22 protein-coding genes are annotated in these 26,197 nt (G+C 40.3%); 11 read left to right on the forward strand and 11 right to left on the reverse strand.

What is annotated here, in order from left to right:
- Positions 1-3 precede the first annotated feature (3 nt).
- The 5 genes from BGO42_RS04565 to BGO42_RS04585 all read right to left on the reverse strand — a co-directional run bounded on the left by BGO42_RS04565 (position 4) and on the right by BGO42_RS04585 (position 7,322).
- On the reverse strand, positions 4-1,128 hold the full coding sequence (locus BGO42_RS04565) for an efflux RND transporter periplasmic adaptor subunit (RefSeq protein ID WP_273246509.1): 1,125 nt from the start codon (positions 1,126-1,128) through the stop codon (positions 4-6).
- A 128-nt stretch (positions 1,129-1,256) separates the two neighbouring features.
- A complete protein-coding gene (locus tag BGO42_RS04570; RefSeq protein WP_177731380.1) occupies positions 1,257-1,850 on the reverse strand; it encodes a TetR/AcrR family transcriptional regulator in 594 nt (197 codons plus the stop codon).
- A 147-nt stretch (positions 1,851-1,997) separates the two neighbouring features.
- The gene (locus tag BGO42_RS04575) at positions 1,998-5,420 is read right to left on the reverse strand and encodes a DUF8818 domain-containing protein (RefSeq protein ID WP_273246508.1); all 3,423 of its coding nucleotides are present in this window, start codon (positions 5,418-5,420) and stop codon (positions 1,998-2,000) included.
- Between the two features lie 126 nt (positions 5,421-5,546).
- A complete protein-coding gene (locus BGO42_RS04580; protein ID WP_177731383.1) occupies positions 5,547-6,800 on the reverse strand; it encodes an aspartate kinase in 1,254 nt (417 codons plus the stop codon).
- A gap of 48 nt (positions 6,801-6,848) precedes the next feature.
- Positions 6,849-7,322, reverse strand: a complete 474-nt coding sequence (locus tag BGO42_RS04585) for a GNAT family N-acetyltransferase (RefSeq protein WP_273246507.1) — start codon at positions 7,320-7,322, stop codon at positions 6,849-6,851.
- A gap of 106 nt (positions 7,323-7,428) precedes the next feature.
- Between BGO42_RS04585 and fbp the strand changes: the two genes are divergently transcribed.
- A complete protein-coding gene (fbp, locus tag BGO42_RS04590; protein WP_177731387.1) occupies positions 7,429-8,442 on the forward strand; it encodes a class 1 fructose-bisphosphatase in 1,014 nt (337 codons plus the stop codon).
- Between the two features lie 53 nt (positions 8,443-8,495).
- Here the strand turns inward: fbp and BGO42_RS04595 are convergent, their stop codons facing one another.
- Positions 8,496-8,927 (reverse strand): tellurite resistance TerB family protein, encoded by a 432-nt coding sequence (locus BGO42_RS04595; RefSeq protein ID WP_177731389.1) that lies wholly within the window; start codon positions 8,925-8,927, stop codon positions 8,496-8,498.
- A gap of 143 nt (positions 8,928-9,070) precedes the next feature.
- On the opposite strand from BGO42_RS04595, the gene BGO42_RS04600 reads away from it, so the two are divergent.
- The 3 genes from BGO42_RS04600 to BGO42_RS04610 all read left to right on the forward strand — a co-directional run bounded on the left by BGO42_RS04600 (position 9,071) and on the right by BGO42_RS04610 (position 11,838).
- Complete coding sequence (locus tag BGO42_RS04600; protein WP_177731390.1) at positions 9,071-9,664, forward strand: HupE/UreJ family protein; 594 nt, start codon at positions 9,071-9,073, stop codon at positions 9,662-9,664.
- Between the two features lie 166 nt (positions 9,665-9,830).
- Positions 9,831-10,259 carry a deoxycytidylate deaminase gene (locus BGO42_RS04605; protein WP_177731392.1) on the forward strand — a complete coding sequence of 143 codons (429 nt, stop codon included), beginning with the start codon at positions 9,831-9,833 and terminating at the stop codon, positions 10,257-10,259.
- Between the two features lies 1 nt (position 10,260).
- Positions 10,261-11,838, forward strand: coding sequence for a S41 family peptidase (locus tag BGO42_RS04610; RefSeq protein WP_273246506.1), 1,578 nt, complete (start codon positions 10,261-10,263; stop codon positions 11,836-11,838).
- 36 nt (positions 11,839-11,874) lie between these two features.
- Here BGO42_RS04610 and BGO42_RS04615 read toward each other — a convergent pair whose 3' ends face one another.
- From BGO42_RS04615 to BGO42_RS04625, 3 genes are all read right to left on the reverse strand, one after another.
- Positions 11,875-12,483, reverse strand: a complete 609-nt coding sequence (locus tag BGO42_RS04615; RefSeq protein WP_273246505.1) for an FAD-dependent oxidoreductase — start codon at positions 12,481-12,483, stop codon at positions 11,875-11,877.
- 4 nt (positions 12,484-12,487) lie between these two features.
- Positions 12,488-12,688 (reverse strand): hypothetical protein, encoded by a 201-nt coding sequence (locus tag BGO42_RS04620; RefSeq protein ID WP_246297037.1) that lies wholly within the window; start codon positions 12,686-12,688, stop codon positions 12,488-12,490.
- Between the two features lie 62 nt (positions 12,689-12,750).
- Entirely contained in the window at positions 12,751-13,326 is a 576-nt protein-coding gene (locus BGO42_RS04625) for a MarC family protein (RefSeq protein ID WP_177731398.1), read from the reverse strand.
- Positions 13,327-13,540: 214 nt separating this feature from the next.
- On the opposite strand from BGO42_RS04625, the gene BGO42_RS04630 reads away from it, so the two are divergent.
- The 6 genes from BGO42_RS04630 (at position 13,541) to BGO42_RS04655 (ending at position 22,868) form a co-directional block, all read left to right on the forward strand.
- Positions 13,541-14,107 (forward strand): DUF3109 family protein, encoded by a 567-nt coding sequence (locus BGO42_RS04630; protein ID WP_273246504.1) that lies wholly within the window; start codon positions 13,541-13,543, stop codon positions 14,105-14,107.
- 281 nt (positions 14,108-14,388) lie between these two features.
- Positions 14,389-15,366 (forward strand): ribonucleotide-diphosphate reductase subunit beta, encoded by a 978-nt coding sequence (locus BGO42_RS04635; protein ID WP_177731402.1) that lies wholly within the window; start codon positions 14,389-14,391, stop codon positions 15,364-15,366.
- 94 nt (positions 15,367-15,460) lie between these two features.
- Entirely contained in the window at positions 15,461-17,845 is a 2,385-nt protein-coding gene (locus tag BGO42_RS04640) for a ribonucleoside-diphosphate reductase subunit alpha (RefSeq protein ID WP_273246503.1), read from the forward strand.
- A gap of 184 nt (positions 17,846-18,029) precedes the next feature.
- On the forward strand, positions 18,030-18,740 hold the full coding sequence (locus tag BGO42_RS04645) for an AAA family ATPase (protein WP_273246502.1): 711 nt from the start codon (positions 18,030-18,032) through the stop codon (positions 18,738-18,740).
- A 51-nt stretch (positions 18,741-18,791) separates the two neighbouring features.
- Positions 18,792-20,132, forward strand: coding sequence for a dGTP triphosphohydrolase (dgt, locus tag BGO42_RS04650; RefSeq protein WP_273246540.1), 1,341 nt, complete (start codon positions 18,792-18,794; stop codon positions 20,130-20,132).
- Positions 20,133-20,222: 90 nt separating this feature from the next.
- The gene (locus tag BGO42_RS04655; protein ID WP_177731408.1) at positions 20,223-22,868 is read left to right on the forward strand and encodes a T9SS-dependent M36 family metallopeptidase; all 2,646 of its coding nucleotides are present in this window, start codon (positions 20,223-20,225) and stop codon (positions 22,866-22,868) included.
- A 39-nt stretch (positions 22,869-22,907) separates the two neighbouring features.
- Here BGO42_RS04655 and BGO42_RS04660 read toward each other — a convergent pair whose 3' ends face one another.
- Positions 22,908-23,858 (reverse strand): DUF3078 domain-containing protein, encoded by a 951-nt coding sequence (locus BGO42_RS04660; protein ID WP_273246501.1) that lies wholly within the window; start codon positions 23,856-23,858, stop codon positions 22,908-22,910.
- Positions 23,859-23,904: 46 nt separating this feature from the next.
- Positions 23,905-25,674, reverse strand: coding sequence for a 1-deoxy-D-xylulose-5-phosphate synthase (locus tag BGO42_RS04665; protein ID WP_273246500.1), 1,770 nt, complete (start codon positions 25,672-25,674; stop codon positions 23,905-23,907).
- Between the two features lie 38 nt (positions 25,675-25,712).
- Between BGO42_RS04665 and BGO42_RS04670 the strand changes: the two genes are divergently transcribed.
- Entirely contained in the window at positions 25,713-26,153 is a 441-nt protein-coding gene (locus BGO42_RS04670) for a nucleoside deaminase (RefSeq protein WP_177731413.1), read from the forward strand.
- Positions 26,154-26,197: the final 44 nt, after the last annotated feature.

Raw genomic sequence — 26,197 nt, forward strand, 5'->3', positions numbered from 1 at the left:
TAATTATTTCTGAGCAATTGCTTTTTTAGCCTTTTCAGGGTTGATCACAGTACCTTCCTGTAAATTTTCAAATCCTTTGAAGACAATTCTGTCGCCCGATTTTATCCCGTTGGTAACCAGGTAGTCGGTACCGCTTTTTCCGGCAACAACAATAGGCTGTTTGCTTACTTTATTGGTTTTGTCCACCGTGAAAACATAGATTTTATCCTGAACTTCCATAGTCGCTTCCTGTGGAATCAGCAGTGCATCGCTGTGTTTCATATCCAGTTTGATTTTTCCGGTATTTCCGGAGCGAAGCAAACCTTTGGCATTAGGGAACGAAGCACGAAGGGTAATCGCACCGGTGTTTTTGTCAAACTGCCCGTCAACCATATCAATACGTCCTTTTTCGGAATAATCGGAATTGTCTGCCAGTACCAGTGTAACCGGAGGAAGATTGTTGATTTTCTCATTGATGGAATTTCCGGCATGCTGCGATTTGAAAGCAATAAAATCACTTTCTCCCAACGAGAAATATACGTGTACTTCGTGTACATCAGACAATTGTGTCAGCGCTTCCACGTCGGCAGGGCCAACCAGGCTTCCTTGTTTTTTAGGTAACCTTCCCAGATATCCGCTCACCGGAGCTTTGATGGAAGTATAGCCCAGATTAATTTCGGCACTTCCTACCATCGCTTTGGCCTGGTTCACATTGGCTACGGCAATTTTATAACCGGCCTTAGCGGCTTTCAGCTGATAGTCGGAAACCACTTTGTTCTGAACCAGCGGCGTTAGTTTGTCTACTTCCAGTTGCGCGTTAATTACCGCTGCTTCTGCTGCATGCAGGCTTGCAAGGGCATTGTTTAGCTGCTCCCGGAAAGGTTGTTCGTTAATTTTAAAAAGCAATTGTCCTTTGGAAACAAAAGCGCCTTCATCTACAAACACCTTTTCCAGGTTTCCGGCCACCTGCGGACGGATCTCCACGTTTGTCATACCCTGAATGGAAGCAGGATATTCCGATGAGGTAACAGCATTATTGGCATTAATGCTGATTACAGGTAACTCCGGTGCCGGCATGGCGGTATTCTCAGTTTTATTCCCACAGGCAAAAACTAAAAGTGAAGTTAAGCTTAGAATTAGTAGTCTCATAATGATATTAAATTATTTAATGGTGTTAAGTGAAATTGAATAAAAAAAACAGTGCGTTGCATACTGTTTGCGTTTTACTATATTAAACTGTTTAACAGTGTTAAGTAATGTGTTTAAAAAAAACCGCGCTAGCGGATAGAACGGGTGATTCCAATAATGGCATCTTTTAATATTTGCTGGTTGATATCTGGTGGAAGCCCATTACCGACAATATTGATTGAGATTAAACCGTGTACTACTGAGAAATAAGTGTAATATTTTTGACAAACAGTATCTTCACCCGGATTGTTATCTTTCATCAGCTCTTTAATAGGAGCAGTGAAAAGTTTGAAAGGTGTTTCCACTTCCGGATATTTGCTCATCTGGCAGGTGGTCATTTCCACTCCAAACATTAACTGGTACATTTCCTTGTTTGCAAATGCAAATTCCCAGTAAGCCAGCCACATGGCTTCCAGTTGATCGGCAGGATTGTCAAACTTGTCCCGTGCAGCAATTAAATCTTTGTTCAGAACAACATAACCTTTTATGGTCAGCTCCTGCAGTATTGCCTCTTTATTCGCAAAATATTCATAGATAATGGGAGCAGTATATTCAATGGCATCAGCAATTTTACGCAAACTAAGTCCTTGCCAGCCCTCTTCTTTTACAATAGTGCAGGCTGCATCCAGGATGTTATTTCGCGTCTCTTCTTTTTGCCGTAATATTCTGTCTTTACTTCCCATAACCCATCTATTAAATCATTTAACAGTGTTAAGCAAAAGTAATACAAATTTTAATCATGCAACAAAACAACTATAATTTTTTTCTATGCTGCCATAAACAGCAGCCTGAAAATGCCTGAAACAGTAGGGAATAGCCGGTTATTAGGATTAGAAATAAGCTCTTAACTGAACGTTTCCGGTATGAATAGTCTGACTGGTTTCGCTTTTTCGGCCCTGATAGTTGAGGTTAATATCCAGGTATTGCGTCAGATTCTTTTGCAAAAGCAGGCGCCACGTTAAATTTTCACCTGCCTGCAAACCTTCCAGCATTTGATAGGCAACCGGCGATAATTCGTTTCCGGTGAATTTATTCTGATAGTAGGACAGCTCGCCGTTAATCGTAAAGCGCTTGTCGGAAGCATAACTAAAAGAAGTTCCTACACGTTGCTGGTTCAGCTTTTCAAAATCGGCGATCTTATTGTCTTTCAGCTGGTATTCATAAAAAAGATCCCAGCTTGCGTTTTTGGAGAATAAATACGAGATTTTGGGCGCCAGTTGATAGCCTGAGAGCTCAAAATTACGGCTGGCATAGTTTTGAGAATAGGTATTGGAGCGGATTGTTTTTCCGTTAAAGCCAACAAGCCAGCTTTTCTGGATCAGATGCGCATACTGGATCTGGTGGGAAGAACTGGTGTTTTCCTGTGAACCTACCGACAACAGGTTTTTAGCCCTGTTCGTTAAAAAAGTATAGGTAATGGAATGGTCCTGCTTGCCGCGATTGTAAAATAAACTGTTTCGGAAACTGGAGTTCAGTCCTAATAAATCGTCGTCGTTGCCAAAAAACGGATTCAGATCGAAATTGCCGCTTTTGCGTATGATCTTCCGGTCCATGATAAAAGACGTCTGGTTGTAAAAATAAGATAAGAGTTTTTTTAACCCTTTTTCATTCTGCCACTGATTGGCATTCAGGGTTACCGATTGGGAAAACTTATTTTGATGGGTTTTGATAAAAATCTGGTTTGGCAGGAATACGCGGACATATTTTGCCTGATCGGGGAATTGGGCAATTTCAAATTCTTCCAGCTCCTGAATGCCATTGCCGTTGTAATCGTTCCACATATAAATTCCCTGTCCCGGTTCGACCTGCAAATAGGTGAATTCCTGCTGCGGAATTGTACCGGAAGTGGTTTCATAAGCAGTAGTAACCTGGATAAGCTGGTTGAAATAACGATCGTTATAGAGCAGGCGGGAGTTTAAGGAAGGCTCGCTGGCTCTTACCGGATCTTCAAACTTCAGGTTCCGGTAATTGACAAATAAGGATAGATCACTTTTTTCGGTTTGCATCAACCGGGATTTCAGGTAATAAGAATAAGAGGTGTTCACCTTTTTAATAAGACCTTGCTGCAAACTGTCGTTGGTGCGTTGCAAATAGCCGACTTCCATAAAAACTTTGGTACTGTCACCACGTCCCACAAAAGCGCCGAATTCTTTAAAGCGCTGGCTTAAAGCCGAAAACTGATTGCTTTCCTTAATTTTTTCTTCGTTGTTTTCCAGTCGGAAGCTGCCACCCACCCAGTTTTTGTCGATATGGTATTTTACCAGCGACTGACTTCGGATGAATTTTGAGGTCGAGTAATTACTGTCGCTGTTCAGGAAACTGCTGTTATTGCGGATTGTCCAGTTTTTTAAGCTAAACTGACCGTCAACAACATGGCGGGTTCCGGAAAAACTTTCCGAAAAATCGAGCTTTTCCAGCTGGTATTTGGCAAAACCGCTGTTGGCAGAATTGGCCTTTTGCGGCAATCTGAAATTCAGTCCGGAAACCAAAAGCGTCTGATCGCCCAGCGGATTGGTAAGATTCCAGTCCCGGTCAAATTCTATGGTAAAAAGACGTTCAATGGTTTTAAACTCTTTCTGTACAAACTGATAGTTGAGCAGGGCATCTACTTCCCAGCGTTTTGACCATAAACGCTGTTTGATATTCAGTCTTCCGGCTAATCCCTGGTTGTCGTCATTGTCAATTGGAGAAAACAGGTTTTTGTCATTATTGCTCAACCCGATTTCAAAATCAACCAGTGTTTTTTCACTGGGATTGTATTTTCCTAAAAAAGTGGCAATCTGGATTTTCGTAGGCGGAACCAAACGGATAATCGGTTCGTAATTTCCTCTTGGCAGGCCGTTTTCCGGTGCAATGTATTCATAGATACGCCCCACCGCCTGATTGTTGGCCAGTATATAGTTTCCCTGATTGTTACCCACCAAAGTAAAACGGACATTGTACAATTCATCTTCCGGATTGTTGGAATACTGGTAGGTCGTGACGCCGTTTACCACTACTTTTTTATAGAGGATCTTATTTTCGGAATAACTGTCCACATAAGCCGAAGGAGCATTCATCAGATCCGGATTGTCGCCGGCATCGGTTAGGATCTGAATCTGCTCAGGCGACAGGTTTTGCTGTAACGGCTGGCTTTTTACATCACTTTCGGAATATAAAAAACCGCCGACACTCCATTTTTCGCGTTCATGGGTTACTCCGCCATAGGTTACAAACCGCGTATAATTCCGGTCGGTATATTGGTACTCAATATTGATACGCATTTCGGAAGTAATCGGGAAAAGGGAGGTAAAGCGTATTTCCCCGGCATTATAATCAATTATATAATCGTTGCTTTCCCCGCGTTTCAATAAGATCCCGTTTACATAAACCCGTTCGGAGCCGGAAATGACCAGTACATACAATTCGCCGTTTGGCCCTTTTAATTTATAAGGTCCCTGATTGCCTTCCTGCCCGATAAAGGTACTTCGGGTATATTGTCCGCGTACGAGTGCCCCGGCAGCGAAAACATCGGTTTTGTTACCGGCATCGCCAAAAGTGAAATGCGTGGAAAGTCCCTGTACTTTTTTATTGAAATTTAAAAAGCGGGATTGCCGGTTTTCCAGGAATAAATCCCCGGCACGGATGTTCCATTTGTCCGAAAACAATTCGATAAAGATCTGGTCAAATTCATCCAGCTTTTGGGAATAACCGCCTTCCTGCAAAGGAATATTGCTGTCCTGAATGGAAGCACGCAAACTGACCTTATCGGATATTTTACCGGTGATCTGCAAATCCAGATTGGAGTTTAAAACCGTATTCTGGTTGTTCCCGATTGTAACACCTCTGGTAATACTTCCGGAAGTGTTCAGGCCGTCAAAAGGTTTGAAATTGTTTACCGGTTCCCGGGTAATGGTATATAGCTTTTGCCCGGTTCCGTTGTTGACCACGCGGGACGGGTCGTAAATCGTATATTTTCGGGTCAGGAATTCCGGGAATTTTAAATAGCGAACCGTTAAAGTGTCGCTTGTCTGAAAATTGTTTTTGAAAGCAAGTGTGCCTTTCTGGAAATTTACGGTATAATAAGTCGTGTCAATTTCATTTCCGGCTTTGTCCAGAAGCTTGAAAAACTCCTTATTAATGCTGACCTTGTCAATGGTAATGGTGTCTTTGGAAACCGTGATCTTTTTGGATTTATAGGGAGTCTCTATTTCTTGGGCATAAAGCCCAGAAACACATAAAAAAGACAAAATTAAAATCCAGTTTTTCAGCATACAAGATATAACTCCAAAATGCCAAAAGTAGTGTAATTTCGTTTAAATTTTAAAAAAGCCGCAAAGTAGGGCAGGGAAAAGAACCGTTAAAAGGAAAGCGCTCCTTTTAACGGTTTATATTTTGGATTATTCTTTAGTGATAATCTGCATGGTCTCGCGGCTCATTTGCTTAACCAGTACATCTTTGTCTTTTTCGACCATTTGTACCGCCTTTTCCGTAAAATGACGAATGGTGTATAACGAAACATTATCGTTATAGGTGACTTTGAATTTTTTAGATAAAGTGTTTTTCAGCTCGTTAAAGTTATTGAATTTATCTTCAATACAAACCGAGAAACTGATAGCCGTGTTTTGAATAAGGCTTACCTTTATTTTATACTGATGGAACAGGCCGAAGATCTCGCTGATGTTTTCTTCCATGATAAAAGAGAAATCTATTGAAGAAAGCGAAATCAGCAATTGGTTTTTCTTGACAATAAAGCAGGATGTCTGCGGTTCCAGATCGGCACCTTTGGAAACACTCGTTCCCGGTAACAACGGATTGACAAACGATTTTACATACAAAGGAATCTCTTTGCGTTGTAGTGGTTGTAACGTTTTCGGGTGAATTACCGAAGCGCCGTAGAAAGCCAGCTCAATCGCTTCACGATAGGAGATCTGGTTCAATAAAACGGCATTTTCAAAATAACGCGGATCGGCATTCAGAACACCCGGTACATCTTTCCAGATGGTTACGCTTTCCGCATTCAGGCAGTATGCAAAAATCGCTGCCGAATAATCGGAACCTTCACGTCCCAGAGTTGTTGTGAAATTGTTTTCATCCGAACCTAAAAAGCCCTGGGTAATGTTCAGTACTTTTTTCCGGATGTTTTTGGAAATGGTTTTTTGGGTCAGTTCCCAGTCTACGATCGCATCGCGATAGGTTGTATCGGTTTTAATCAGGTTGCGGACATCCACCCATTCGTTTTTCAGTCCGGCATAATTAAAATAATAACTCAATATGGTTGTCGACAGGATCTCGCCATAGCTTACAATCTGGTCGTAAACAAAATTGTAATTCGGGGATTTGTTGATGTTCAGGAAATTTTCCATATCGGAAAAATGTCTGTTCACCGCAGCAAAAACGGCATGTTGTTCGTCTTCAAACAAATCCAGTAAAATCTGATTGTGGTATTTCTTGACTTCCTGTATGGAAGCCTTCAGCTCCGGGGACTTATCAAAATAGTTCTTTATTACCACTTCTAAAGCGTTTGTGGTCTTTCCCATTGCCGAAACAACTAGAAGAACATCGTCAAAACCTACTTTTTGCAAAACGTCATATACGTTTTTGATACTACCGGCATCTTTTACAGAAGCACCGCCAAATTTGAATACTCTCATTGTTTATTAATTAGACATATAAATATTGTGATTTATAACTGCTGGAAGCTATAAATTATTTGTAAAATCAGCAATTCCGGCTTCGCTCATCTGAACGACATACCAGTCTTTTAAAACTTTAGCCCCGGATTTTTCATAAAAATTAATGGCATTCTGATTCCAGTCCAGAACTGCCCATTCGATACGGCGGACATTGTCTTTCTTTCCCTGTTTAATAATTTCGGAATACAAGGCATGACCCAGTCCGGTTCCGCGCATTTTTTCTTTTACGATAAGGTCTTCCAGATGGATCGTTTTTCCTTTCCAGGTCGAATAACGGTGGTAATACAAAGCCATGCCTACAATTTCGGAATCTACCTCTGCGATAAAGGTTTTAAACAGCGGACGGTCTCCAAATCCGTCACGAACCAGATCCTCAGCCGTTATTACCACAGCATCCGGTTCTTTTTCAAAAGTAGCTAACTCCTGAATTAAATCAAGAACAGCAGGCATATCTTCTTTTCTTCCTTCCCGTATTGTCATTTTTTTAGAAAAATTATTGAGTTTTATTATTGCGAGAATAATTATTCGCATTGCACAAAAATAGCGATATTTGTACTCGAAAACACAACAACAATCCTATTTAATAATGAAAGATCGCAATATAACGCTAGGTGAGTTTATCATTGAAAAACAAGAAGAATTCAAGTACTCATCGGGAGAATTATCTCGTATTATCAACTCCATACGTCTGGCAGCAAAAGTGGTTAGCCACAAAGTAAACAAAGCCGGACTGGTTGATATAGTAGGGGCAGCCGGCGAACAGAATATACAAGGTGAAGATCAGCAAAAACTGGATGTTTATGCTAATGAGGTTTTTATTCAGACCTTGATCAACAGGGAGATTGTTTGTGGAATTGCTTCGGAAGAAAATGATGATTTCATTACGGTTCAGGGAAAAGACGCCAGCCACAATAATAAATATGTGGTATTGATGGATCCGTTGGACGGTTCTTCCAATATTGATGTGAATGTTTCGGTAGGAACCATTTTTTCGGTATACAGAAGAGTAACACCAATGGGAACACCGGTAACGCTGGAAGATTTTTTACAGCCGGGTGTCAATCAGGTAGCTGCCGGATATGTGATTTACGGAACATCGACCATGCTGGTCTATACTACCGGTCACGGCGTAAACGGATTTACACTGAATCCTGCTATCGGAACGTTTTATCTTTCGCATCCAAACATGCGTTATTCGCAGGATGGTAAGATCTACTCGATTAACGAAGGAAACTATATTCATTTCCCGCAGGGTGTAAAAGATTATATCAAATACTGTCAGCAGGAAGAGGGAGATCGTCCGTATACGTCCCGTTATATCGGAAGTCTGGTTTCCGATTTCCACAGAAACATGATCAAAGGCGGAGTATATATTTATCCGACCAGTTCCAAAGCGCCAAGCGGAAAATTGCGTTTGCTGTATGAATGCAACCCGATGGCTTTTATTGCAGAACAGGCAGGAGGAAAAGCATCCGATGGATTTGACCGAATACTGGAAATAAAACCGACGGAACTGCACCAGCGGGTTCCTTTTTTCTGCGGAAGCCGTAACATGGTTGAAAAAGCAGAAGAATTTATGACAAAAGCAAGTCAGTCGTAACCATAAAAAAAGTCCTGAGCAATCAGGACTTTTTATTTTTATAGCGGAATCTTTTATTTGTTCATGTTCTGCATTTCATATACAAAAGTATCCAGGTCCACACTCAGAACCAAAAGGGATAAGGCTTTGTCTACAATATAAGAAGCGTTTCCGGGTGTAAAGCCCAAAGCCAGAGTGAAACGCATTAAAATTTCTTTTTGTTTAGGTCCTAAAATATGGTCAGCATAAACCATACGGGATAAATCATACAAACGCTCCAAACGTTGTGTGTATAAATAAGGAGGGTTAATAGGGTACTTTGAAGGGTTTTCCAGGATCTCTTCATATTCTTCCTTGGAAATTTCTAATTGGATAGCCAGTTTGTCTAAAAAGGCTCTTTCCTCATTGGTTAAATCACCGTCGGCGATTGCAACTCTTACAATAGCAGAAAAATGACCTTTATTTCTGTTCTTAAATTCGCTATCGAATAAATCTGAAAATGACATAATTTTTTGGTATTAATGGTGTTATGCAAATATACTTGTATTTCCAATCGTTTGAAAACAATTGAGAAGCTTTTATTGAGCAGTTAAATCAAATATCAAAATAAATTGTAAGTTTGAGAACCCAAATTAAATAAAATAAAATTATGTCGGAATTTTGGATATATTTTAATATCGGCCTGCGCCATGTGCTGGATATCAGGGCTTATGACCATGTGTTGTTTCTTATTGCTCTTGTTGTTCCTTATGCTTTTAAAGACTGGAAACGGGTGTTGCTTCTGGTAACCCTGTTTACCTTAGGACACACCCTTTCGTTATTGCTCTCTGTGTATGGCGTTGTTTATATAAAAGCCAGCCTGGTCGAATTTTTAATACCAATAACCATACTGGTTACGGCACTTTTTCATTTGTTTACTGCCGGAAAATCGGGTAAGAATGAAAGTGTGAGCTTTGTTGCTTTTGTAACTCTGTTTTTTGGAATTATACACGGTTTGGGTTTTTCCAACTACTTTAAAACACTGCTTCCGGGTGGTGCTTCAGACAAACTGCTGCCGTTGCTGGAATTTGCTTTGGGAATTGAAGGCGCACAGATCATTGTTGTACTGGTTGTGCTGATTTTATCGTATATTATTCAGACATTTTTCCGTTTTTCAAAACGCGACTGGACGCTGGTAATGTCTGCTTTTGTTATTGGAGTCGTATTGCCGATGATTATCGAAAGCGAAATTTGGAAGCGCTAATAAAAAATGCTTATCTTTTCAGTATCAGTAGCGAAACGTTTGCGTATTTTTGTAAAGCCTAAAATGCCGGCTGTTCGCGATAGCTTGTTGCAGTAACAAGCATGTATTGCCATCGGGGCAAACGGGAAACCATAGCGTTTTAGCTAAGGCTTAAAAGCAATCATTAATGAAAGAACAAAAGCGGAATAAATATGATAAAGCCTATTTGCGTATTGCGAAAGAATGGGGACAATTATCATATTGTAAAAGAAAACAGGTTGGAGCAATAATTGTCAAAGACCGGATGATTATCTCCGATGGATACAATGGGACACCTTCAGGATTTGAAAACTGTTGTGAAGACCATGAGGGGATGACAAAATGGTATGTACTGCATGCAGAAGCCAATGCTATTTTAAAAGTAGCCAGTTCTACACAGTCCTGCGAAGGAGCGACACTTTATATAACACTTTCGCCCTGTAAAGACTGCAGTAAGCTGATTCACCAGGCGGGAATTAAAAGAGTGGTCTATTATGAAGGCTATAAAGACGATGCCGGATTGGATTTCCTGAGAAAGGCAGGCGTAGAAGTAGATCATATTACAGACTTGGAATAATATGAGAATCAAAAAAATATATTTGCCCGTTATCATCGCTACGGCCATAGCCGTTGGGGTACTTATTGGCGGCTATCTGAATTTTTCGGCACCCACAGCTACATTTTCATCCAATGCAAGTAAAAACAAGCTCAACAAACTGCTTGATTTTATTAATAATGAATATGTCGATGAAGTGAATACCGATTCTATTGTGGATATTACGGTTAACGGTATTCTTGAAAAACTGGATCCGCATTCGGTATACATTGCAAAAAATGAATTTGAAGCCATTTCCCAAAGCATGAAAGGGGATTTTGTAGGTATCGGGGTTAACTTTTATACCTATAAGGATTCGGTAGCGGTAATCAAACCCATAGCGGGAGGGCCGTCTGAAAGAGCCGGGATAAAAGCCGGTGACCGGATTTTGTTTGCCGGGAATACCAAACTTTTCGGAAGAAAAATTTCCAACGACACCCTTTTTTCAAAACTGAAAGGGGAAGTGGGTTCTAAAGTAGAGCTGACGATTTACCGAAAAAGTGAAAATAAAAAATTCAAAGTAAAGGTTACCCGCGATGTTGTGCCTATTAAAAGTGTTGATGTGGCGTTAATGCTGGACAATCAAACGGGATATATTAAAATTAACCGGTTTGCCGAAACCACCTATGATGAATTTCACAAAGGTTTGCTGCAGTTAAAAGCGGCCGGAGTGCAGCAGCTGATCGTTGACGTGCGCAACAACGGCGGCGGTTATATGGAAAAAGCAGTGGAAATAGCCGATGAGTTTCTGAAAGATAAAGAACAGATCGTAAAGATCAAAAACCGTAAAGGAACAGAAGAAGTAACCTATGCCACTTCCAAAGGCGCTTTTGAAAACGGTAAATTATACATGCTTATTGATGAAAACAGTGCTTCTGCAAGTGAAATCTTAGCCGGAGCCATTCAGGATGACGACAGGGGAATAATTGTAGGCAGACGTTCTTTTGGTAAAGGATTGGTACAGCGTGAAATGCCTTTGGGCGACGGTTCTGCCGTTCGCTTAACGGTGGCACGTTATTATACGCCATCCGGACGTTCTATCCAGAAACCTTATAATAAAGGAGCGGATGATTATTTCAGTGATTTCGAAAAACGTTTTGAAAGCGGTGAGCTGTATGCCTTTGATAGTATTAAAGTGGCGGACAGCCTGAAATTTAAAACCAAAAAAGGCAAAATTGTATACGGCGGCGGTGGAATCATTCCGGACATCTTTGTTCCGCTGGAAGGAAAACACGGCGATGAAGCCTTAACAATGATCATGCAATCCGGAATTGTAAGCTATTTCGTTTTTGAAGAAGTTGATAAAAACAGAAAAGAATTTGAAAAGTTAAACGCTGTTCAGGTTGAAGAGAAAATCAGGAATACCGATTATTACTTTAACGGATTTAGAAAGCACCTTTCCAAAAGCGGTTTGATCTTTAATCTTGAAAAACACCAGGATGTGGTAAAACAATATTTGGCAGCGGAGTTTGTGCGACAGCTCTTTAACGAACAAAAATATTATCAGATCATCTTAAAACAGGATCCGATGATTAAGGCTGTTTTAAGTGCAAAAAAATAGGGAGACATTGTCTCCCTGTTTTTTTATATGCTGGTATTATTTTCGAATACTGTCGTGTGAATGGGTTTCAATGCCGCCATTCCATAAGGTCAGGATGTCGGTGGCAACAGCAGCACCGCTTCCGGCTGCAATAGCCAGCTGACTTCTCCATCCGGCTAATGTTCCGGCTGCATAAATGCCTTCGGCAACAAGATGGTCGTTGTTTTTTAATTGAATTCGGTTCTTTTCTGCCAATGACTTTTTATGCGGTTCAATATACTGTGTTAAACCTTCAATGCTAAACAGATTGGAAGCACCAATGGCAACTACAATTATTTTTGACTGATAAGAAGCTTTGTTGGTAGTTACCGTAAAATTACCATAACTTCCGGTTACGCTAATAACCTTTTCATCGGCAATCTGCTCGATGTGCGGATAGGTCATCGCCAGGTGTTCAGTACTTTCGGTCAGGATTTCAGCGCCCGGTTTTCCGGCAGGAATGCCATAGGCGTTGTTAAAAAGCGCATCTTGTAATGCTGACGCTTTTTGATGGGTGATAATACCGATCTTTTTATCGGCTACGAAATTTTTCTTGTGTGCGGAGCCTAAAATCAGGGCACAGGATACCCCGGCTACACCGCCACCAATAATTAAAACATCAAACATGAATCTAGTTTCCTTTTGTTTTTTCTTCGATGGCTTTCGACATCTTAAAGATAAGTAAAATACAAACAGCACATAAAGAAGCTACGATTCCTATTAGCGCCACTAAACTGTTGCCTTCGAAAAGATTTGAAAAATCTAAAAGAGTTACATTAAAAATGATTAACCCTATTGCAGCAGCAATTAGTATGTATGAGAAAATTTTCATTGTAATTAAAAAAAAGAACTACGAGTAGTTAAATTATGGCGGTGAAATTAATAAAAATCTGCTTAAATAAAGAGACCTTTAACATTAGCTGCAAATAATTTAACAGCAATCGCTAAAAGCACTACTCCAAATACCTTTCGGATTACGCCCAATCCGTTTTTACCTAATGTTTTTTCAATTTTGGCAGATGACTTTAAGACCAGGTACACAATTAATATATTGGCTACAATACCAAAGATGATATTGATCGTCTGGTATTCCGAACGAAGGGATAATAAAGTGGTCATGGTTCCGGCACCGGCAATCAGCGGAAATGCGATTGGTACAATGGAAGCCGTATTGGGAGCATCGTCTTTATATAACGTGATGCCAAGAATCATTTCCAAAGCCAGGAAAAACAATACAAAGGAACCGGCTACGGCAAACGAATTCACGTCAATACCGATTAATTTCAGGATTTCATCACCTACAAACAGGAAGGAAATCATGATCACCGCGGCAACAATCGACGCTTTTTCAGACTGAATATGTCCTACCTTGTTGCGTAAATCTACGATAATAGGAATGCTTCCGAAAATATCGATAACCGCAAATAATACCATTCCTACCGTAAAAATTTCTTTCCAATCGAATCCCATGACTTGTTTTTTTGAGGGTGCAAAATTATATATTATTCTAACAAAATTATATAAAAACAAGTTAATTTTTAACAAAAAAATAAAATATCTGTATTTAAGGCTGCTTTTTTTGTTTATACTGCAATAAAGCTGTTTGGAGTGAGATGGTTTTTGATTCGCATTAATGCTTTAAACTTTGTACCTTTGCCGGATAAATTTAGAATCGGAAGTAAAAATGTTTCAATTAGGTAAAACCATTGTGTCTGAGGAAATTCTTGAAAAAGAGTTTGTATGTAATTTGTCGGCTTGTAAAGGAGCCTGTTGTGTGGACGGGGATGCCGGTGCGCCGCTTGATGAAAACGAAACTAAAATTTTAGCGGAAATATATCCTATTGTAAAGCCGTTTCTTCGTCCGGAAGGTATTGCTGCTATTGAAGCGCAGGGAACTTCTGTTGTTGGGGAAGACGGAGAATTAGAAACACCTTTAATTAACGGAGCCGACTGTGCTTACGTTATTTTCGATGGAAAAACCGCGCTTTGCGGTATAGAGCAGGCGTATAATCAGGGATTGGTAGACTGGAAAAAACCGGTTTCCTGCCACCTGTATCCAATTCGCGTTAAAGACTTTTCAGAATTTGCAGCTGTTAACTATCACAAGTGGCATATTTGTGATGATGCCTGTTCGTTGGGAAAGGAATTGGAAGTGCCGGTGTATAAATTTGTAAAAGAAGCTTTGGTTCGGAAATTTGGACAAGACTGGTATGATGAGCTTGAAAAAGTAGCCGAAGAACTCAAAGCGTAAAGCTTCAAAAAAGAATCGTTTCCTTTAGGCTTTAAGCCAATGTATTTACTGCTTTTCGGGCAGGTTTTCGTTGTTTTTTGATTTTTTGTAAATTGTTGAAATTCAAAAATTTAGACTTTAATAATGACCTTGAAAGAATTTTCTTCGGTTGTTAAAAACTCGTTCCAATTGTGAATAAGTTTGGCTGGGTTTGACTTTCTTTTTACATTTCAAATGACAACCTTTGTAGGGATTCTTTCCGGGAATCTTTAAAATTATAATTCTATAAAAGTCAACATACTATGTCAGCAGTCGAACCAATTTTACAAGAAAACAAAGATCGTTTTGTGATTTTTCCTATCAAACACCATGATATCTGGGAATGGTACAAAAAGATGGAAGCTAGCTTTTGGACGGCGGAAGAAATTGATCTTCATCAGGATTTAACCGACTGGAATACCAAGTTAAATGAGGATGAGAAATATTTTATCAAACATATTCTGGCATTTTTTGCGGCTTCTGATGGTATTGTAAATGAAAACCTGGCTGAAAACTTCGTGAATGAAGTGCAGTATGCCGAGGCGAAATTCTTTTACGGTTTCCAGATCATGATGGAAAATATCCACAGTGAAACCTATTCGCTTTTAATTGATACGTATGTAAAAGACGAAGCGGAAAAGAACCAGTTGTTCCACGCTATTGAAGTGTTTCCGGCAATTAAGAAAAAAGCGGAGTGGGCTTTGAAATGGATTGAGTCCGATTCGTTTGCAGAGAGGTTAATTGCTTTTGCAGCGGTTGAAGGAATCTTCTTCTCAGGAGCTTTCTGTTCTATTTTCTGGTTGAAAAAACGCGGATTAATGCCGGGACTGACATTTTCGAACGAACTGATTTCCCGTGATGAAGGAGTGCATTGTGATTTTGCAGTGCATTTACACAACCACCATTTGGTTAATAAAGTATCGAAAAACAGAATTAAAGAGATCATTACAGATGCACTGAATATCGAAAGAGAATTTATTACAGAATCGTTACCGGCGAGTTTGATCGGGATGAACTCTGTATTGATGATTCAGTATCTGGAATTTGTTGCCGACAGATTGTTGGTGGAATTGCAGTGCGAAAAAGTATATAATGCAACAAACCCGTTTGATTTTATGGACATGATTTCGTTACAGGGAAAAACAAATTTCTTTGAAAAACGAGTTTCCGAATATCAGAAAGCGGGCGTTATGAATAAAGATACCGATTCGCAGAAAATTAGCTTCGACGCTGATTTTTAATCGACATGTATTCCCTTTTTGGGAAAGTTTAAGCAGAAAACAAAAAAGGTTTTCTCACAATTTTTAATTAATCACTCATAAATTTTTCAATAATATGTATGTAGTAAAAAGAGACGGACGAAGAGAACCTGTAATGTTTGATAAGATTACAGATAGAGTTAGAATTCTATGCTACGGATTAAACGACCTGGTTGATCCTGTAAAAGTAGCCATGCGTGTTATTGAAGGTTTGTATGATGGAGTAACAACATCCGAATTGGATAATTTAGCTGCCGAAACGGCAGCGTCAATGACCGTTTCGCATCCGGATTATGCACAGTTGGCAGCGCGAATTGCGGTATCCAACCTGCACAAGAATACTAAAAAATCATTCTCGGAAACCATGACTGACATGTATCAGTATGTTAATCCGAGAACCAATCAGGATTCACCGTTAATCTCCGATGAGGTTCACGAAGTGATTATGGCAAATGCCGAACGATTGGATTCTACAATTATCTATAACAGGGATTTTAATTACGATTATTTCGGATTTAAAACCCTGGAGCGTTCTTATTTGCTGCGTATCAACGGGCAGATTGTAGAGCGTCCGCAGCACATGTTAATGCGTGTTTCCGTTGGAATTCACCTTAACGATATTGAATCGGCTATCGAAACGTATGAGTTAATGTCTAAAAAATTCTTTACACATGCAACGCCAACGTTATTCAATGCCGGAACACCAAAACCGCAAATGTCTTCATGCTTCCTGTTAGCCATGCAGGATGACAGTATTGACGGTATTTACGATACATTAAAACAAACGGCTAAAATTTCCCAGTCTGCCGGCGGAATCGGATTATCGATCCACAACGTTCGTGCAACCGGTTCGTATATTCGTGGAACAAACGGAACATCAAACGGAATCGTACCGATGCTTCGTGTGTTTAACGATACGGCCCGTTATGTAGACCAGGGTGGTGGAAAACGTAAAGGTAGCTTTGCTGTTTATGTAGAGCCGTGGCATGCGGATATTTTTGATTTCCTTGATTTGAGAAAAAATCACGGTAAAGAAGAAATGCGTGCCCGTGACCTTTTTTATGCAATGTGGATGAATGACCTTTTCATGAAAAGAGTTCAGGAAGACGCTTCATGGACTTTAATGTGTCCGAACGAATGTCCGGGATTATATAATGTTTACGGCGATGAGTTTGATGCGATGTACATTGCCTATGAAAATGCTGGAAAAGGCAGAAAAACAATAAAAGCCCGTGAACTATGGGAAAAAATCCTGGAATCTCAAATTGAAACAGGAACACCTTATATGCTGTATAAAGATGCGGCAAACCGAAAATCAAATCAAAAGAATTTAGGAACAATCCGTTCTTCCAACCTGTGTACGGAAATCATGGAATACACATCGGCAGATGAAATTGCTGTTTGTAACCTGGCTTCCATTTCGTTACCGATGTTTGTAGAAAACGGGGCGTTTAACCATGAATTGCTTTTTGATGTAACGAAACGTGTAACACGCAACCTGAATAAAGTAATCGACAGAAACTACTATCCTGTTCAGGAAGCGGAAAACTCAAACATGCGTCACCGTCCGGTTGGATTGGGAGTGCAAGGTCTGGCGGATGCTTTTATCTTACTGCGTTTGCCTTTTACCAGCGATGAAGCTAAAAAACTGAACCAGGAAATCTTTGAAACCATGTACTTTGCTGCAGTTACTGCTTCAATGGAAATGGCAAAAGAAGAAGGGCCATATTCCACTTTCCAGGGATCACCGATCTCTCAGGGAGAATTCCAGTATAATCTTTGGGGATTAAGCGATGAAGAATTAAGCGGTCGTTGGGATTGGAAATCACTGCGTAAAGAAGTAATGGAACACGGAGTGCGTAACTCTTTGTTGATGGCGCCGATGCCAACAGCTTCCACATCTCAGATTTTAGGAAACAATGAAGCTTTTGAACCATATACATCCAATATTTATACAAGACGGGTATTGTCTGGTGAATTTATTGTAGTAAACAAGCATTTATTACATGATTTGGTAAACTTAGGATTGTGGAATGAAAGCCTGAAACAGGAAATCATGCGTGCAAACGGTTCTATCCAGGATATCGATGCGATTCCTCAGGATATTAAAGAATTGTACAAAACCGTTTGGGAAATGAGTATGAAAGATATTATCGATATGTCACGTCACAGAGGATATTTTATCGATCAGTCCCAGTCGTTAAACCTGTTTATGGAAGGAGCTACTTTTGCAAAACTAACATCAATGCATTTCTATGCGTGGCAATCCGGATTAAAAACAGGAATGTACTATTTAAGAACGAAGAGTGCGGTTGACGCGATCAAGTTCACATTGAATAATGATAAAAAAGAAGAAACACCATCCGTAAAAGAAGATGAAATTGCAGTTGACGAATTCCGCGCCATGTTGGAACGTTCTAAAAATGCAGAACCGGACGATTGCGAAATGTGTGGTTCATAATTCTGGAATAAAACTATAAGAATAACAGGCAGCTACTTGAAAAGGTAGCTGTTTTTTTACTGTAGAAAATAGTAGAAAGAAAGAATATATAAAGAACAGTTGTCATTTGACAGCTGTTTTGTTTTTAAAGAAATTGTATTTGTACATTTGTGAATAAGTCCTAACGTATAAAACCGGAATAATTTTGAGTACTTTATATTTTACAGACAGGAGTAATGTCAACCTGGAAGATGTTGTTTTTAACGAAGCGGTATCCGGACAGATCAATCAGTTTTTAAAGGAATACCAGTATCGGGAAATTTTGGAACAGTATGAACTGCCGGTAGTCAACAAAATGCTGCTTTACGGAAAAACCGGCTGCGGGAAAACAATGACGGCAAAAGCCATAGCAAAACGGCTCGATAAGAAAATCATCATTGTAAATCTGGCGAGTATCGTGTCGTCCAAACTGGGCGAAACAGCAAAGAATATTGAAGGACTGTTTAAAGAAGTATTGTATGAAAGCGCCGTATTGTTCTTTGATGAATTTGATTCGTTGGGGCAAATCCGGGATTATGATAACAAAGACAGTAGCGAGATGAAAAGGGTTGTCAATGCCATTTTACAGCTGATTGATAACTTCCCGAAAAAATCCATTCTAATTGCGGCAACCAACCAGATACAGATGATTGATGAAGCTTTGGTGCGCCGGTTTGAATTAAAGCTGGAATTTACCTTGCCTTCCAAAGAGGTGCTGGATAAATATTACACCCATTTATTGTCTAAATATCCGGTACCATTCCAAAAACTGGAACGCATCTATGATATTTCATTTGCAGAAGCAAAAAACCATGTTTTTAAAGAAGTGAAAAACAATATTATTCAGGCAGAGATAGCCAAACAACAAAATAATTAATCCTATTTTGAATCAGAACAATTCAGAATATATAATATAAGGAATCCAATGATGAACTGGGAACAGCTCTTGTCCTTAAAAAGACAAGGCGATACAAGCAAACGTTTAAGAAAAGAACAGGATGATACCCGGCTGGGTTTTGAAGTTGATTACGACAGGATCATCTTTTCATCTGCCTTTCGAAGCTTACAGGATAAAACGCAGGTTATTCCGCTTTCGAAAACCGATTTCGTACATACGCGGTTAACGCACAGTCTGGAAGTATCGGTTGTGGGACGTTCTTTAGGCCGTTTGGTTGGAAAGAAAATCTTAGAAAAATACCCTCATTTAAAAGAAATACACGGTTTCCACATGAACGATTTCGGAACGATTGTAGCGGCAGCTGCTTTGGCACACGATATCGGAAATCCGCCGTTCGGGCATTCCGGCGAAAAGGCGATAGGGGAATATTTTAAAACCGGAAACGGCTTGCAGTATCAGGCGCAACTGGAACCTAAAGAATGGCAGGATCTGGTGGACTTTGAAGGAAATGCCAACGGTTTTTCGGTCCTGACCGGTTCCCGTCCGGGTAATGAAGGCGGGCTTCGGATTTCCTATGCCACCTTAGGTGCCTTTATGAAATATCCGAAAGAAAGCCTTCCTAAAAAACCTACGGCTAATATAGCCGATAAGAAATTCGGCTTTTTCCAGACCGATAAAGAATTTTTTAAAGATGTAGCGGCAGAACTGGGAATGCTGTCCAATAAAAAAACGGAAGATATCGGGTTCGAAAGACATCCGCTGGCATTTCTGGTTGAAGCGGCAGACGATATTTGCTATACCATAATCGATTTTGAAGACGGTATTAATCTGGGGCTGGTAGAGGAGGACTTTGCTCTGGAATACCTTATTAATTTAGTAAGGCATACGATCGATAACAAAAAATACAATACCCTTACCACAAAAGAAGACCGTATCAGCTACCTGCGCGCTTTGGCGATCAGCAGCTTGATAGGGGATGCCGTAAAGGTCTTCCTTGAAAATGAAGAAGCAATTCTTCAGGGGAACTTTCATGTAGCCCTGATGGATAAAAGCCAGTACAAAGCCCAGATGGACGACATTATCAAGATTAGTATTAAGAATATCTATCAGAGCCGTGAGGTAATTGAAAAAGAAATCATGGGTTACCAGATTATCAATACGTTGCTGGATAAATTCTGTACGGCATACAATAATAAATTTGAAGGCAAGGCAACTAATTATGATATCCTGATCTTAAAATTATTGCCGGAGAAATTTATAACCGAAAAAATGAAACTTTATGAACGGCTGATGCATATCTGTCATTTCGTTTCGATGTTAACTGACGGTAAAGCTTTACAAATCTTTAATATTATAAAAGCCGGGATTTAATTCTTACTGATAAATTAACGCTATTTTTTTGTTAAGTGGAATAAAAGTTTAATTTTGTGATACTTAAATTAAAAAAGCTAACTACAAATTATGAAAAAAACTACCCTATTGATGCTAATGTTAGCAAGTGGCGTAGGATTTGCCCAATCCCAAAATGAGCAGATTCAGCGATATCTGGCTAATAATCATCAAAAACTTGGATTAACGAAGCAAGATGTTGAGGACTGGTTTGTTGAAAGTGAAGCGAGTTCTTCCACTACAAAAATCAATAACTATTATGTTAAGCAGCGGTATAAAGGAATCGAAATTTTTAATGCAATAACCAATTTTTCTGTTAAAAACGGAGAGGTTATTAATGTTGGAAATCGGTTTGTTCCGGGAATATCGGCAAAGATCAATACGGTTACTCCTGTTTTATCAGTGCTTGACGGCTTCCAGAAAGCGTTAAGCCTGTTGAAAGTACAAACGTTCAGCAGCCAGGTTGTTACTACAATCAGCAATAAAGAATTTAAGTTGTCTAACGGAACGTTACAGGATGATCCGGTAAGTGCAGAATTGGTGTTCCAGCAAATGGAAGACGAATCGTTGCGTCTGGCCTGGGATTATACTTTTTATACTTCCGATTACAAACATTTATGGAGTGTTAGAATCGATGCTGTAAACGGTAAGCTTCTGGAAAATTTTGACTTGGTTTTAAGCTGTAATTTTGGTGATGCGAATCACAAAGAGCACAACCACTCCATGAACTTCGGCAATAAAGCGTTTAAAGAAGCAAATTCTTTTGCGCAGGTACAGTCGGGATCTTACCGCGTGTACCCATTCAATGTGGAAAGTCCTAATCACGGTAACAGAGAGTTGTTGGTTTCTCCGGATAATGCGCTTGCCTCTCCTTACGGATGGCATGATATTAACGGAACAGCCGGCGCGGAATTTACCATTACAAGAGGAAATAACGTTTGGGCAAAAGAAGATATTGCCGGAACAAACGGAAACGGAGCAAGTCCGGACGGAGGTGCAGGATTGGTTTTTGACTATCCTTACGGCGGAACCGGAGTAGCAGCGTCTACTTATACGAATGCTGCAACGACAAACCTGTTCTACATGAATAATATCATGCACGATATTATGTATCAGTATGGTTTTAATGAAGTTAACGGTAACTTTCAGCAGAATAATTATGGAAAAGGAGGAACAGTTACCCTTCAGGGTGATGCTGTTTTAGCTGATGCACAGGATGGAAGCGGAACAAATAACGCAAACTTTTCCACACCGGTTGACGGACAGCGCCCGAGAATGCAGATGTATTTATGGGATGTTGGACCAAGACCTAAATTTTTCGAGATCCATTCCCCGGCTTCTTTAGCGGGTAGCTATGTAGCGGTTGACAATAACTTTACTAACGGTCACGTGGCATTGCCGGTGCAGCCTGCAGGAATTACGGCTAATGTGGCCCTGTTCAATGACGGTGTTCCGGATAATGCAGATGCTTGTACAGCAGCTATAAACGGTGCAGAATTGAACGGTAAGATCGTAATGATCAAAAGAGGAACCTGTTCTTTTGTTGAAAAAGTTATGTTTGCTCAGAATGCAGGAGCACTTGCAGTTATCGTGGTAAACAATTTAGAGGAAGATATTGTGATGGGTGGTGATAATGCAGCGATAACAATCCCTGCTATTTCCATCAGACCTTCTGTTGGAAATGCTATGATCGCAGCCATGCAAAACGGAACACTTAATTTAACGATCGCTATTCAGCCGGTTAACTTTGTGAATTCTGATGGCGATTTTGATAATGGTGTTATTACACACGAATACGGACATGGTGTTTCTTCCCGTTTAACCGGCGGACCGGCTAATGCGGCTTGTTTAACAAGTTCAGAGCAAATGGGAGAAGGATGGTCAGATTTCTTTGCTTATATGTTGCAGATGAAAGCTGGTGATTCTCCGGTTGTTGGTAAAGGTATTGCTACTTTCTTAGCCAATCAGCCTACAGACGGAAGAGGAATCCGTGCTTTTAAATATTCAACGGATTTAGCTATTAACCCGCTTACTTACGGAGATACAAATGGTTTAACGTATGTAGATGCTAACGGAACAACAAGAATTGATGTTCACGCTGTAGGAACGGTTTGGGCTAGTGTATTATGGGATTTAGCCTGGGCTTATGTTAACAAATACGGATACGATGCGAATATGTACACTGGTACCGGTGGAAATAACAAAGTTTTAAGACTGGTTATTGACGCTTTAAAATTACAGCCTTGTAACCCTTCATTCGTTTCCGGTAGAAATGCTATTATTGCAGCAGATCAGGCAACGACAGGCGGACAGGATTTCTGTATGATCTGGGATGTATTTGCAAGAAGAGGATTGGGTGTTAATGCTTCGGCTGGAACCAATTCCGGTATTGCCGGTATTAACGACCAGGTGGAAGACTTTACAACACCACCACAGGGACCTAACTGTACGTTAGCAGTAGACTACTTCCAGAATGAAGATATGATCAAGGTATATCCTAACCCTTCAAACGGAACGTTCAATGTGTTTATTGGAAACTACAGCGGAAAAGTGACACTTGAAGTATTTGATATAAACGGAAGAAAAGTGTACAACCAAAAAGTTGACGACTTCAATATCGAAAAAACAATAAATCTGAAAGGATTACAATCAGGAATGTATATTCTTAAGATTGACGGAGATAATCTAAGTTATACGAAGAAGGTTATATTAAATTAATTCTAATAAAAAAGGTTCCGAAAGGAACCTTTTTTGTTTTTAAAAAGTATAGCTCAATCCTACACCGAGTAATTGTTTAAACTGGATTTTAGGACCTTGTGTAACCTGTACGCCGTCTATCTCCTTTTTCGATTTGATGTCATCGTCATAAACGAGATTGGTACCGATATTGGCTTTTACATATTGATTTACGACCAGATCAAGCTGTACCTGCCAGTCTACATCGACATTGCCAAAATTATTCAGGTAATCGGTATAAAGGCTTAATCGATGATCCAGGAAAATATTTTTATAGATTTCATTCTTCCATTGGTTGGTGACTAAAATTCCCACTTCTGTCCGGGACTTTTTACCATGCCTGATCAGATTGCCATCTGCGTCATAAACCGCTTTGTCAACCCCGAAAGCCCCCTGGTCGGCTAAACGCTGATCCAGTACTAAAGTGGTTTTTTGTGTCAGCGGTGAAAAATAGGCATTCAGCTTTTTTTCTTTATTGGAATATTCTGCTCCTACACCCAGAAACCAGTAAGCCGGGGCAAAAGCCTTCGAAATTGCCAGATCCGTATTAGGATAAGCATAACCGCTTGTGAACTGCGTGTTGAAATTTAATTTTGCACTGTGGTACCAGTTTGAAATACTATCATGACGGTATCCGATGGTGGAATTAAGCTGTACCGCATCATCCGTTTTCCGTAATTCCCTTTCTTCCTGCTTATTTACGCCATAGCGCACGATTAATTCGTTTTTCCATCTAAGATTACCTTTGGTGTAGTTTCTTAGGAAAGCACCCTTTAAAAGGCCGGAAATGGAGTTGTTTCCTCCGACGCTCCAATTGATAAAGGCAATCTGGCTGAAATCGAGGCCGATGACGTTCTTTTTGTGCCAGTAGGTGGTGGTGTCGGGGATTGTTGTTCTTACAACGTCTTGTGCATTACTTTTTGAAATAGCTAAAATAAAAAGTAATCCGATTAGATACGGAGTAATTTTCATGATCAAATAGAGTTTTTAATTTTGTAATAGGCAAAAGTGCTTACATTCAGAGGCTTGATAAAAAATTCTTCAAACTGATAACGTCAATTTTGCAACTTTGTTGTTGCTCAATAACTGTGCCGTGTTCAATGAAAAAATCCGGTACCCCCAGTTTTTTAACACTTACAGGGTAATTATTATCGGTTATAAAAGCAGTAACAAGACTGCCGAAGCCGCCGATGATGCTGCCATCCTCAATGGTTATGATGGTGGTGTGTGTGTTGCAGATTTCATGCAGGCTTTGTTCATCCAGTGGTTTTATAAAAGGAAAATGATAATGCGAAAATAAAGCCGCATCCTGTATTTCGTTTAAAGCCGCAGTGATATTATTGCCAATTGTGCCGGTAGATAGTATGGCTGTTTGGGTACCTTTTTGCAATGGTCTGGCTTTGCCGATCTCAATTTTTTCAAAAGGCAGCTGCCAGTTGCGGATATAGCCTCTTCCTCTCGGATAGCGTATCGCAATGGGATGTTCCAGTCCTGTCTGTGCGGTGTACATCCCGTTTCTCAGTTCGATCTCATTAAGCGGAGCAAACAGGATAAGGTTCGGAATACAGCTCAGGTAGGCAATGTCAAATACACCCTGGTGGGTTGCGCCGTCTTCGCCGACAAGCCCTGCACGGTCCAGGCAAAAAATTACCGGAAGATCCTGTAGTGCCACATCGTGGATAACCTGGTCGTAAGCCCGTTGTAAAAAGGTAGAATAAATGTTGCAAAAAACAACCATTCCCTGTGTTGCCATTCCGGCGGCCAGTGTTACGGCATGCTGTTCGGCTATGCCCACGTCAAAGGCACGCGACGGGATTTCCTCCATCATGAATTTCATGGAAGAACCGGTTGGCATAGCGGGTGTGATGCCGATTATTTTTTCATTCTGTCGGGCCAGTTGCACTAAGGTCAGTCCAAAAACATCCTGGAATTTTGGCGGCAGATGATCTTCAGATTTGGGGATTATCTCACCGGTTACTTTGTCGAATTTTCCCGGCGCATGGTATTTCACCTGATCTTTTTCGGCCTGTTCCAGTCCTTTTCCTTTTGTGGTGATAATATGAAGGAATTTAGGGCCTTTTTTATTTTTAAGACGGTTCAGCTCACTTAACAAAAGAGGGATGTCATGACCGTCAATAGGACCGGAATAATCAAAATTCAGGGAACTGATCATGTTGTTCTCTTTCGGATTCTTTCCGGCTTTTACCGAAGTCAGGTAATCTTTAAGAGCGCCTACGCTGGGATCTATCCCAATGGCGTTGTCATTCAGGATAACCAGTAAATTGGCATCGGTTACCCCGGCGTGATTCAGTCCTTCAAAAGCCATTCCGGAAGCTATGGAAGCATCACCAATTACGGCGATGTGCTGTTTTTCTGTTTCTCCTTTCAGGTTGGACGCAATGGCCATTCCAAGTGCGGCCGATATTGCCGTGGAGGAATGCCCGACACCAAAAGTATCGTAAATGCTTTCGCTGCGTTTCGGGAAACCGGATATGCCGTTCAGCTGGCGGTTCGTATGAAATATTTCGGCTCTTTCAGTCAGTATTTTATGTCCGTAAGCCTGGTGACCTACATCCCAGACCAATAAATCTTCAGGGGTATTGAAAATATAATGAAGCGCTATCGTAAGTTCGACTACTCCAAGGCTTGCGCCTAAATGGCCTTCTTTGACAGCAACAATATCAATTATAAAGTCGCGTAATTCCTGTGCTAAAACCGGAAGTTGTTCAGCCGGAAGCTGCCGTAAATCGACTGGAGATTGAATATTTGGTAAGAGTTTTTCGGACATGCAGCAAAGGTACAATTTGAAATTGTATTTTTGTTTTTATGGAAAATATTTTCACCGACGATTATTTTATGAAAAAGGCTTTGCAGGAGGCCGAAATTGCCTTTGAAAAAGGGGAGATTCCTGTAGGCGCCATAGTGGTTATAGACAATCGGGTTATTGCCAGAAGCCATAACCTGACGGAGTTGTTAAACGATGTTACGGCACATGCCGAAATGCAGGCAATTACTGCATCGGCTAATTTTTTAGGCGGGAAATACCTGAAAGACTGTACGCTTTATGTAACGCTGGAGCCCTGCCAGATGTGTGCGGGGGCGTTATACTGGAGCCAGATTTCTAAAATCGTATTCGGTGCCCGCGATGAACAGCGCGGATTTCAGAAAATGGGAACACAGCTGCATCCCAAAACGCTTGTTACCGGCGGGGTTATGGAAAATGAATGTGCTGCTTTAATGAAGGAGTTCTTTAAGAAAAAACGATAATATACACATATAAAAAAAACCGCTAATCAGTTAAGAATAGCGGT

The organism is Flavobacterium sp. 40-81, from assembly GCF_001898245.1.
In the GTDB taxonomy this organism is placed as follows: Bacteria; Bacteroidota; Bacteroidia; order Flavobacteriales; family Flavobacteriaceae; genus Flavobacterium; species Flavobacterium inviolabile.